We start from the raw sequence: 11,047 nt of genomic DNA, 5'->3' as shown, positions 1-11,047 counted from the left end.
CTCTTACAGAGGGAGTTTTTATACGGAATTAAGTGGTTATATTGCTTTTTGCGCGTTACAGCGTTTTGGCCCACGCTGCTGCGTTTCCGCGGCGGAGCAGCTTACCCAGACGCCAATCAGCGGCGGGATAAAGCTCCTTCAGGTGCGCGGCGGCATTTTCCACGCCGCTGCCGCCGGAGGTGGCAAAGGGGATCACAGTTTTCCCCTCCAGCGCGACCCCATCAAGGAACGTGTCCACAATGCGGGGCTCCACATACCACCAGATAGGAAAGCCCACAAAAATCGTATCATACTGCGCGGGGTCCACGGTCAGCGGCTTCATGGCCGGGCGGCTGGCGGGGTCCTGCATTTCCAGCGTGCTGCGGCTTTTCTTGTTCGTCCAGTCTAAATCAGCGCTGGAATAGGGCTGGACCGGGGCGATTTCACAAAGGTCCGCGCCTATGGCTTGCGCCAGTTCCCGGGCCACACCGGCGGTGACGCCGCTGGCCGAAAAAGACGTTACCAGAATTTTACCGTTCATAGCCGCCTCCTGATTTTCAAAAATAGTTTGCGTAGTCTACTGTACGGTGACGGGCCGCAGATAGACTCCGCGGAAATCGAACCAGCCCCGGGGGTCCCGGAAGCCGCCCATATAGGTTTCCCGCAGGTCCCACGCCGTTCCCGCCGTATAAAGCGGGGCCAGCGCACAGTCGATTTCCAACAGCAGGTCCTCGGCATCGTGGAGACAGCCCATGCGGGCGGAGCCCTCCTCGGCCTTGGCGATGATGGACATGAGGGTATCAAAGGCGCTGTTTTCATAATGGAGCAGATTATCGGAATTGCCGGAGGTCCAGTCCATCAAAAAGCACTCGGCGTCATTGCACACGGCGGAAATGGCCCTACCGGCCAGCATATAGCTGCCGCTGCGCAGCGCGGTCATCAGCTCCGCCTTTGTAACGCCCCGGGGGGTGATGTTCAGGCCCAGCACGCTGCGCCACATCCGGCACAGGGCCTCCGCCACAGCGCCGTTGGTGCCCTCGTCTGCGTAGAGATATTCCAGCGTACCCAAATCGGAGCCCCGGTCATAACCTGCCTCCTGCATGAGCCGCACCGCCTGCGTGCAGCGGTCGGCATAGCCCTCGGAGGTCATGTCGATCAAATCGCCGCCGCTGGTGCGGAAGTCCTGCTCCCCCTCCGGCACGCCGGGGGGAACAAGCCCTGCGGCAGGCTTCCCTGTAACGCCCGCCAGTGCGGCGATGGCGTCCCGGTCAATGGCAAGGCTCAGGGCGCGGCGAATCCCGTCTTCCTCCAGCCGGCTCCAGTTAAAGAGGACGGAGTAGGTCTCCAGCACCGGATCTGCCTGCCACGTCTCATCGGCGGTGATCCGTGCCGCCATCTCCTCCTCGCTCAGAGGCCACACAGCGTCTACAAGCTCCTGCGCGTAGAGAATCTGTCCGGTCTGCTCGTCGCTGAAATGGAACACCAGCTCATCCGGGCCGGTGATTTTTTTGCCGTAATTGGCGTTTTCCGTCAGGGTCAGGGTACTCCCGGTCAGGGTCTCCGCCGTGTAGGGACCGTTGGTCACCAGCATGGTGGGGTCGGACCACCAGCGGGCGGAAGAATCCGAATCGGGCTTCACCTCGTTCACGGCGTCCGCCGCCTCCTTCAGCCGCTTGACCACATCCTGCCGCAGCGGCATGGTGGCAATGGAGGTACAGACCTCCCGCAAAAACCAGTCATAGTGACCGTCCAGCGTGACGGTAAGCGTACTGCTGTTTTTAGCGCTGACCGCCAACAGGGACATATCCCCGGAGGCGCGGGCCTGCTCATAGCCGCTGACAATGGACAAAAGCGGCGCGTAGACCGACGCGGTGGCCGGGTCCGCCAAGCGCTGCCACGCATACACGAAATCCCCGGCCTTGACCTCAACGCCATCGGACCATTTCCCGCCCCGCAGACGGAAGGTATAGGTCACGGTGCCATCGGCGTTTTCCTTGACATCCACGTTCTTTGCGGCGCCGCTCACAGCGGTAATCTGGCCGTTTTCGTCCTTTTCCAACCGCATGAGGTTTTCATAGAGGTGATTTAAAATGGTCTGGTCGCCGATCTCCTCGGCGTAAATGGGGTCATAGGTGGCGGGCTTGTCCCCCACCCGGACGGACAGGGAAAGGCGGTCTCCGTCATCACCGGCGCTCCCGCAGCCCGTAAGGCAGGTAAGCAGCGTCAGCGCCGCAAGAGCAAGAGCCGCCAGCCTTTTGCGAAGTTTCATAAGGACTCCTTTGCTTTAAGCCATGGTCAGCTTGCCGTCATCGTCGAATTTCACCGGCAGAATTTCGTTGCGAGTGTTCTTAGCGATGTCATCCATGCGGATTTTAGAGGGAAAATCCGCCACAAAGCTCACGGCTACGCCCTGCCGCTTGGCCCGGCCGGTACGGCCGATGCGGTGGACATAGTCCTGATTTTCGTCGGGGATGTCGCAGTTGAATACAATGTCCACATCGTCTACATCAATGCCCCGGGCGGCAACGTCTGTGGAGACAAACACCCGGAGTTTCCCCTTGCGGAACAAATCCATGACCTGCTCCCTCTTTTTCTGGGGGATGTCGCCGTGGATGCACTGGGCGTCAATGCCCCGCATCTGCAGAAACTTTGTGATGCGCTCCGTGTTGCCCTTGGTATTGCAGAACACCATGCAGCGGTCAAAGCCGGTCTCCGTGAGAATTTTGGCAATAGCCTCCGCCTTTCCGTCATAGCTGACGTCCATGCGGAACTGCTTGATGTCCGGCTTGTTCTGCTCGTCCTCCCGGACGGTGATCTCCTCAGCGTCCCGCTGGTACACCCACGCGATATCCATGACCTCCCGGGAAATGGTGGCGGAGAACAATCCGAGATTCCGCCGCTTGTCCATCTTGTCCAGCAGGCGGGTCACATCATGGATGAAGCCCATATCCAGCATCCGGTCCGCCTCGTCCAGCACCACGGTCTGGGCGGTCTCCACCCGGACCGTGTGGCGCTTCATGTGGTCGGAGAGCCGGCCCGGTGTGGCCACAACGATCTGGGGACGCTTTTTCAGCGCCTCGATCTGCCGGTTGATGGGGGCACCGCCATACAGGCACACGGCCCGGACGCCGGGCTTGTAGGTACACAGCACCCGCAGCTCATCGGTGATCTGAATAGCCAGTTCCCGGGTGGGGGCCAAAATCACCGCCTGCACGCTTTCGTCCGCAGGGTCGATATGCTCCACGACGGGAATGCCGTAGGCAAAAGTCTTACCGGTGCCGGTAGGAGCCTTGGCCACCACATCCCGCCATTCCAGCATGGGAGGGATGCAGCCGGCCTGCACCGGGGTGGATTGAACGATATTGCGCTCCAGCAGAGCGCGCAGAATTTCGGGGGACAGCTTCAGGCTGTCGAACCGAACTCCCTGAGTGATCTCCATGGTCAATTTCCTCACATTTGCACATAATTAAGAATATTATACACATATCCAGTGTTTTTGTAAAGCCTGCCGACTGTGAACAATTTTCTTTTGCAGCCTCGTTTTTGAAGGCCGCAGCCTGCTATGAGCAATGCCGGTGTCCCGCTTGAAAAAATTTTCAGGTCTGTTGCACGTTTTCGTGCAACTTTTCGCATTTGAGCGCATATCATGTAGGAGTTCTGTTTTTTGCAAAGGAGGGGTGGATATGGAACCGAAAAAGCCGCTGGGCGATGTGGATGATCTCATCTTTCAGGAGCCGTGGGAGGTCAGCCAGCGATAAAATAGGGTGAAAGCGCGCAGGCTTTGCCCTGCCGCGCAAAAAGCGGCCAGCAGCGTTTGGGCTGCTGGCCGGAAAAATCTTGTTTTTCACTATCCCCTCATGGGGCGTTTTTTCAAGTGTGGGGGCGCGGACGTCGCTCTTTTCTCTGCGGAAATCAGGCGGCGCAGGGCTCCGTTTTCAAAAAGCCTGCTTTTTGCAGGCTCATCACCAACACAGGAATCAAGATAATGTGCACGATGATACCGGGAACTGCGCTGGTAAAGGCTCCGGCGATGAAGGCCGCCCAGCCGAACTCGGAGCCGGTGACGCCGCTGATGATCGTCATGGCAAGGCCCCAGACGATACGTCCGCCCAGCATGGCCAAAATCAGCGACACATAGATGTTGCTCCGCTTTTTCGGCAGCAACTGGTACAAAAGGCCCGAAAACAGGCCGTAGGCCGCCAGCTCAAAGCTCATGGCAATGGCTGTGACCAGCGGCGGCATCAAAAACAGGCTGTGGCGCAGCATGGGCGCCACCAGTCCCACCACCATCGCCCACCACGGGCCGCAGAGAAAGCCTGCCAGCAGCACGGGAATGTGCATGGGACTCAGCGCCCGGCCGATCTGTGGAATCTGTCCTGTGAGAAACGGCAGGTACAGGCACAGGGCCAGACACATAGCCGCGCAGGTCAGATGGCGCAGCAGCAATTTGGTTCTGGAATTTGCATTCATGGAAAAGCTCCCTTTCAAAGTGGTTTGCCGTCTTGAACGGGAGGCGTGCCCCGGGGCACGGTTACGAAGAAATGCCGGGAAAATAGCCGGCTTGGCCGGCAGTTACCCGCTTACTATACCGCGATTTTTCATAGATTGCAACTGTTTTTGCCCGAAAGCGGTATAGTTTCCGCTTCCCGCGTCCATACTCCCATCGTACCTATTTTCTGCAAGGGAGGAATTTTATGGAAAGAAATGTGAAGCAGGTGCTATCCGGCGTGGGCTTTTACGGTACGCTGGCGGTCTGCCTCGCTGTGGTGGGCGTGTGCGGCTGGGTGCTGCTGCGCGGAGAGGGCACGGAGCCGGTACAAGAGCTCCCGGTGACGCCGCAGGCGGCGGTCTCTCAGCCGGTGACGGTGCCAGAGCGCGTAGAGGAGCCGGTGGCGGAAACACTGAAGCCGGAGCCCGTCCCCGTAGACACGGCGGACAAGCCGGAAATGCCGGAGCTGCCGGTGGAGGACGTTCCCGTAGCGGCACAGGCTCCCAAGCTCATTGTGGAGCCGCTGCGGGGCGAGGTTCTGACCGCCTTTTCCATGGAGGAGCTAATTTACAGCCCCACAATGGGAGATTGGCGCACCCATGACGGCATTGACATTGCTGCCAAGGCCGGGACCACTGTGCTGGCGGCCAGCTCCGGGACGGTACGCTCCGTCACGGGCGATGCGCTGATGGGTACCACCGTGGTACTGGAGCACGAGGGCGGCTACGAAACCACCTACGCCAATTTGCAGTCCAAGCCCACGGTAGAAACCGGGGACAGCGTATCCGCCGGGCAGATCATCGGCGCTGTCGGCACCACCGCCGCCGCAGAGAGCGGCGCGCCCCACCTGCACTTCGCGGTGAGCCGGGACGGAAAGGCCGTGGACCCCCGCGCCTATCTGGAGCAGTAAATGAAGAAGCCGGGAGCAAATGCTCCCGGCCCTTACTTACAAAATCGTACCGCCGCCGAGGACGGTATCTCCCTCATAAAATACCACGGCCTGTCCCGGCGTGATGGCCCGCTGGGGCATATCGAAGCAGACCTCTGCGCGGCCCTCCGCCGTGACCGTCACCGTGCAAGGCTGCTCCGTCTGGCGGTAGCGGGTCTTGGCGCTGCATTGAAACTGCCGGGGCGGCGTATCCCACGCGATCCAGTTCAGGTCCCCGGCTGTCAGCGTCCGGGAATATAGAGCCGCGTTTCCGCTGAGCACCACGCGGTTTCGCGCCGGGTCGATAGCCTTGACGTACAGCGGCTCGTTAGAGGGAACGCCAAGGCCCTTCCGCTGGCCGACGGTATAGTGCGTGATGCCCTTGTGCTGCCCTAAGATTTTGCCAGACTCGTCTGTAAAGTCGCCGGGGACATCCGTTTTTCCGGTATGCCGCCGGATGAAAGTGGCATAGTCACCGTCCGGCACGAAGCAGATGTCCTGACTGTCCGGCTTTTTCGCGTTGTAAAAGCCCTGCTCCTCCGCAATGGCCCGCACCTCCGTCTTATGGAACGCCCCCAGCGGGAGCTGCGTATGGGATAGCTGCGCCTGCGTGAGCATATAGAGCACATAGCTCTGGTCCTTGCTTGTGTCCAGCGCCTTTTTTAATAAATATCGCCCATTTTCCCGCTCAATGCGGGCATAATGACCGGTAGCAATGGTATCGCAGCCCATCAGGGACGCCCGGTCATAGAGCCGCCGAAACTTCAGGTAGCGGTTGCAGTCGATACAGGGATTGGGGGTCTGCCCCCGCTCGTAGGCCGCGGCGAAGCGGTCCATGACCTGACAGCGGAACTCATTGGAAAAGTTGAATACATAGTAGGGCATTCCCAGCCGGTTTGCCACGCTCCGGGCATCCTCCACATCCTCCAGCGAGCAGCAGGTGCGGCTGCGGGAAATGCCGATGTCCTCGTTGCGGTACAGCGTCATGGTGGCGCCGAGGCAGTCCCAGCCCTGCTGGCCCATAAGGTACGCGGCAACGCTGGAATCCACGCCGCCGCTCATCGCGATCAATACCTTTCCCATCACATCACCCGACAGCCGGAAAAGCGGTCAAGCGCCGCCGCTTTCTTGAAAAATTCCATATTGTTCCTCCTTGGGTACACAGGTCTACAGAATGAATTGCTGTTTGCCGGAAAGACACACCTGCCATGCGGGAGAAGCGCTCCGCAGACGCTCCACCGCCCGGGTGACCTCCCGGATGAGATAGTCTATCTCCGCCTGCGTGTTCCATTCGCTAAGACTCAGGCGCAAAGCGCCGTGGGCCAATTCCCGGGAGCGTCCGATAGCCAGCAGAACATGGCTGGGATCCAGCGAGCCGGAGGCACAGGCACTCCCGGAGGAAGCGCAGATTCCGGCCTGATCCAGCAAAAGCAACAGGCTCTCCCCCTCCACGCCCTCAAAGCAGAAGCTCACATTGCCGGGGAGGCGGTGGACAGGGTCTCCGTTGAGAACGCTGTGGGGGATTTTGGAAAGTCCGGTAATGAGCCTGTCCCGCAGAGCACTGACCTTGGCCGCGTTTTCCGCAAGGTGGGCACAGCTTTCCTTCAGCGCGGCGGCAAGACCCATGACGCCGGGGACGTTTTCCGTGCCAGCCCGTCTGCCCCGCTCCTGCGCGCCGCCCTCAATGAGCGCAGTCAGGGGAACGTCCCGTCGGGCATACAGCACGCCGACACCCTTTGGGCCGTGGAACTTGTGGCCGGAGAGAGACAGCAAATCGATATTCTGCTCCTCTACGTTGATGGGAAGATGACCCACCGCCTGCACGGCGTCCGTATGGAACAGCACGCCCCGCTCCCGGCACACGGCGCCGATCTCCGCAATGGGAAGCACGGAGCCGATCTCGTTATTGGCGCACATCACCGACACGAGGCAGGTATCCGGCCGGAGGGCTGCCGCCACCTGTCCGGCGGTAACGGTGCCGGTGGGACCCACCGGCAGCAGTTCCACCGTAAGGCCCTCCGCCTCCAGCCTTTTCAGCGTATGGAGAACGGCGTGGTGCTCAAAGGCGGTGGAGACAATATGCTTTTTGCCGCTGCGCTCGCCGATGCGGGCGGCGGAGATGAGGGCCTGATTATCGGCCTCGCTGCCGCCGGAGGTAAAGGTGAGCTCCCGTGGCGTACAGCCAAGACAGTCTGCCACGGTCTCCCGGGCGCTTTGCAGCGCCCCGGCGGCCTCCCGCCCCATGCGGTATAGACTGGAGGGATTGCCGAAGCAGCCCTCCAGATACGGCAGCATGGCGTCAATGGCAGCGCGGCTCATTTTTGTGGTGGCGGCGTTGTCCGCGTAAACGGTCATAGGGCAGTCTCCTTTACAGAGATTTTTCCGCGCGCAAAGGGCAATACGCTGCCCGCGGCAGACTGCCGCAGAGCCGTATTGCCCTTTACGCAATGGAGGGGTATGAAAAAATCAGATATCCGCAGTGATCAGCTCCGTCTGCTCCCGGGCGGTCAATACCCGCTTGCCGGGGTCTACGGAATGGGTCAGCCAGACGTTGCCGCCGATGACGCAGCCGTCACCGATTTTGGTGTCACCGCCAAGGATGGTGGCTCCGGCGTAAATGACCACATTGCTGCCGATGTCCGGGTGGCGCTTCCGGCCCTTGACCAGCGTACCGTCCGGCTGAACAGCAAAGCTCTTCGCTCCCAGTGTCACACCCTGATAGAGTTTAACATGGGCGCCGATGACGGTGGTCTCGCCAATAACAACACCGGTGCCGTGGTCAATGAAAAAGTAGGGACCGATCTCCGCGCCGGGATGAATGTCGATACCGGTCACGGAATGAGCGTACTCCGTCATCATCCGGGGCAGCATGGGGATATGCAGGCAGTACAGCTCGTGGGCGATTCGGAATACGCTGATGGCCTCAAAGGCGGGATAGGCCAGCATGACCTCCTCCCGGCAGGTGGCGGCGGGGTCGCCCTCGTAAGCCGCCTGCACATCGGTATCCAGCATTTTTCGGACAGCCGGGAGCCGAACCAGCAATGTGTTTGCCGTGTCCTCCGGCGAAATATCCGGGCAGATCAGCTCTAAAATATCACGAAGCTGCGTCCGCACGGCGGACTCCGCCTCGGCCTTGGTATGAACCTCCGCCGCAGGGGCGAATACATTGGGATACAGCAGGAAGCGAAGCAGCGCCAGCAGATGGAGCTGCCGCTCCTTTAACCGCGCATAGTTCAGCATGGGGCACGCCCTTTTTACTGCGCGAACAGTTCCGTGGAAAGGTAGCGGTCGCCGGTGTCCGGCAGCAGGACCACAATGGTCTTGCCCTCGTTTTCCGGCCGCTTTGCCGCCTCAATCGCCGCCCACACGGCGGCGCCGGAGGAAATTCCTACCAGCACGCCCTCATGCCGGCCGATCTCGCGGCCTGTGGAAAAGGCGTCCTCATTGGCAACGGGAATGATCTCATCATAAACGGTGGTATCCAGAATTTCCGGCACAAAGCCGGCGCCGATGCCCTGAATTTTATGAGCTCCTGCCATACCGGTGGAGAGCACCGGGGAGCTTGCCGGCTCCACCGCAATGACCTTCAGCGCAGGCTTTTGCTCCTTGAGGTAGCGGCCCGTGCCGGTGATAGTGCCGCCGGTGCCGACACCGGCTACCAAAATATCCACAGCGCCATCGGTATCCGCCCAGATTTCGGGGCCGGTGGTGATATAATGGGCCTGCACATTAGCGGGGTTGACAAACTGGCCAGGAATGAAGCTGTTGGGGTATTCCTTCGCCAGCTCCTCCGCCTTGGCGATGGCGCCCTTCATTCCCTTGGCGCCCTCGCTGAGTACCAGCTCCGCGCCGTAGGCACGCATCAACTGCCGCCGCTCCACGCTCATGGTCTCCGGCATCACAATGATGACACGGTAGCCACGGGCGGCCGCCACGGAGGCAAGACCGATGCCCGTGTTGCCGGAGGTAGGCTCAATAATAACGGAGTCGGGCTTTAAAACGCCCCGCTTCTCAGCGTCATCCAGCATGGCCACCGCCACGCGGTCCTTTACGGACCCGGCAGGATTGAAATATTCCAGCTTCGCCAGCACACGAGCCTTCAGGCTGTGGGCCTTTTCGATATGCGTCAGTTCCAGCAGGGGCGTATGGCCGACTAATTGATCGGCAGAGGTATAAATATTAGACATAATGTGTTCTCCTTTTGATATTAAAGGTTGAGGCTTCTAAAAATGGACCGCAGCCTTCAACATCGAAAATCAGGAGAGGGGAGTTTGGTTAAGAGAGTCATGGCAATCACCTACTGATTAGGTATGTTTATATGATATGCTTTGAAGCATACTTTGTCAATAGGTTTATAATTTTTTTACAGACAGCACGGCCCCACATCCGTATCCTTGACCTGATGCAGCAGGTCTGCCAACGAAATGCTGTCCAGATAGCCGTTAATGAGCTCGTCCAGCTTTTCCCAGACCGGGAGCGTCTGGCACTTTTCCGCCCGGGGGCAACGGTTCACCTCACCGTCCAGACAGGCAACCGGGGCCAGCGACCCCTCGGACAGCCGCAGAATCTCCCCCACGGAGTAGTCCTTCAGCTCCCGGCTGAGGCGATAGCCGCCGCCTTTGCCCCGCAGGCCCTCCACAAGTCCGGCCTTGCCCAGCACGGAAATGATGCTCTCCAAATACTTTTCGGATATCTCCTGCCGCTCCGCGATCAGGGGCAGCGGAATGTACTTTCCTCTATCGTATTGCGCCAGCTCCAGCATGATTCGCAGCGCATAACGTCCTCTTGTGGATATCAGCATAAAAACGCCTCCCGTCAAATATGTTCCGATAAACCAATTTTACCACTATGTTATCAAATTACAAGTGAAATTCCGAACGGTCATTCCTTTTCAGGCTTGGCGGGCAGGATATCCCGGACGCGGAGGATCTTCCCCTCTACCGTGAAGCGCACCTCCATTCCGGCAAAAGGAAAGCCGTAAACGCGGTTCGGGTCATTTTGGTAATGGGGCCGGGGGTCCTGTGCCAGCACGCCCCGCAGCGCCTCCCGCCGCTGGGCCGGAATCCGTTCCAGCAGCTCCGGCGGAATCTCCACCGTCAGGCTCTCCCCTGCCGGTACAGCGGCAAAGCCGCCCAGCGCGTCCGGGTGGCAGTCGGCGTATGGGATGTAGGGCTTGATATCCAAAATCGGCGTGCCGTCCACTAAATCGGCACCCCGCACCCGGAGCACCGGCCCCTCGGCGGTCTGCTCGATGCCCTCCAGCTTCACACAGGACAGCGCGATGGGGTTGGGCCGGAAGGGTGAGCGGGTGGCGAACACGCCCATACGGGCATTTCCCCCCAGCCGGGGCGGGCGGACTGTGGGAGACCAGCTCTCCCGAATCGCCCGGTCAAAAACCCAGATGAGCCAGAGGTGGGAAAAATCCTCCAGTCCCCGGAGGGCGTCCGGGCTGCGGTAGGGCGGTGTAAATACGATGGATGCCTCCAGCGCGTCCACCAGACCGCTCTGCCGGGGAACGCCGAACTTTTCGGCAAAATCACTGCGGATGTGGGCGATGGGTTCCATGCTGAAGCTGTTGGCCATAAAGCGCCTCCTGTCGGACTGAAATGTATTTGCTGTTATTATAGCAGAAAAATGTCCGCTGGAAAAGA

At 59.9% G+C, this 11,047-nt stretch carries 11 protein-coding genes; 1 reads left to right on the top strand and 10 read right to left on the bottom strand.

All coding sequences use genetic code 11. The annotated features are described in order from the left end of the window. Positions 1 to 55: 55 nt before the first annotated feature. From PY311_RS07395 to PY311_RS07380, 4 genes are all read right to left on the bottom strand, one after another. The gene (locus tag PY311_RS07395) at positions 56 to 520 is read right to left on the bottom strand and encodes a flavodoxin (protein ID WP_286148038.1); all 465 of its coding nucleotides are present in this window, start codon (positions 518 to 520) and stop codon (positions 56 to 58) included. Between the two features lie 36 nt (positions 521 to 556). Beyond that, positions 557 to 2,248, bottom strand: a complete 1,692-nt coding sequence (locus tag PY311_RS07390) for a peptide ABC transporter substrate-binding protein (RefSeq protein WP_286148037.1) — start codon at positions 2,246 to 2,248, stop codon at positions 557 to 559. Between the two features lie 15 nt (positions 2,249 to 2,263). Further along, complete coding sequence (locus PY311_RS07385; RefSeq protein WP_286148036.1) at positions 2,264 to 3,418, bottom strand: DEAD/DEAH box helicase; 1,155 nt, start codon at positions 3,416 to 3,418, stop codon at positions 2,264 to 2,266. A gap of 473 nt (positions 3,419 to 3,891) precedes the next feature. Then, positions 3,892 to 4,449, bottom strand: a complete 558-nt coding sequence (locus tag PY311_RS07380; RefSeq protein WP_286148035.1) for an ECF transporter S component — start codon at positions 4,447 to 4,449, stop codon at positions 3,892 to 3,894. A gap of 224 nt (positions 4,450 to 4,673) precedes the next feature. Here PY311_RS07380 and PY311_RS07375 point away from each other — a divergent pair, with 224 nt between their 5' ends. Beyond that, positions 4,674 to 5,378: a peptidoglycan DD-metalloendopeptidase family protein gene (locus PY311_RS07375; RefSeq protein WP_286148034.1), complete on the top strand. Its 705-nt coding sequence runs from the start codon at positions 4,674 to 4,676 to the stop codon at positions 5,376 to 5,378. A gap of 36 nt (positions 5,379 to 5,414) precedes the next feature. On the opposite strand, the gene mnmA is transcribed toward PY311_RS07375, so the two are convergent. The 6 genes from mnmA to tsaA form a co-directional block, all read right to left on the bottom strand. Next, positions 5,415 to 6,479 (bottom strand): tRNA 2-thiouridine(34) synthase MnmA, encoded by a 1,065-nt coding sequence (gene mnmA, locus PY311_RS07370; RefSeq protein WP_286148033.1) that lies wholly within the window; start codon positions 6,477 to 6,479, stop codon positions 5,415 to 5,417. An 84-nt stretch (positions 6,480 to 6,563) separates the two neighbouring features. Continuing rightward, the gene (locus PY311_RS07365) at positions 6,564 to 7,751 is read right to left on the bottom strand and encodes a cysteine desulfurase family protein (RefSeq protein WP_286148032.1); all 1,188 of its coding nucleotides are present in this window, start codon (positions 7,749 to 7,751) and stop codon (positions 6,564 to 6,566) included. Positions 7,752 to 7,862: 111 nt separating this feature from the next. Next, the gene (locus tag PY311_RS07360) at positions 7,863 to 8,636 is read right to left on the bottom strand and encodes a serine O-acetyltransferase (protein WP_286148031.1); all 774 of its coding nucleotides are present in this window, start codon (positions 8,634 to 8,636) and stop codon (positions 7,863 to 7,865) included. Between the two features lie 14 nt (positions 8,637 to 8,650). Further along, positions 8,651 to 9,583: a cysteine synthase A gene (gene cysK, locus PY311_RS07355; protein WP_286148030.1), complete on the bottom strand. Its 933-nt coding sequence runs from the start codon at positions 9,581 to 9,583 to the stop codon at positions 8,651 to 8,653. Positions 9,584 to 9,759: 176 nt separating this feature from the next. After that, positions 9,760 to 10,197: an RrF2 family transcriptional regulator gene (locus PY311_RS07350; RefSeq protein ID WP_286148029.1), complete on the bottom strand. Its 438-nt coding sequence runs from the start codon at positions 10,195 to 10,197 to the stop codon at positions 9,760 to 9,762. 80 nt (positions 10,198 to 10,277) lie between these two features. Beyond that, positions 10,278 to 10,979 (bottom strand): tRNA (N6-threonylcarbamoyladenosine(37)-N6)-methyltransferase TrmO, encoded by a 702-nt coding sequence (gene tsaA / locus PY311_RS07345; RefSeq protein WP_286148027.1) that lies wholly within the window; start codon positions 10,977 to 10,979, stop codon positions 10,278 to 10,280. Positions 10,980 to 11,047 lie beyond the last annotated feature (68 nt).

The organism is Neopoerus faecalis (assembly GCF_029218125.1).
In the GTDB taxonomy this organism is placed as follows: domain Bacteria; phylum Bacillota; class Clostridia; order Oscillospirales; family Oscillospiraceae; genus Oscillibacter; species Oscillibacter faecalis_A.
The sequence above is the reverse complement of the archived record's forward strand: the minus strand, read 5'-3'. Positions and strand labels throughout refer to the sequence as shown.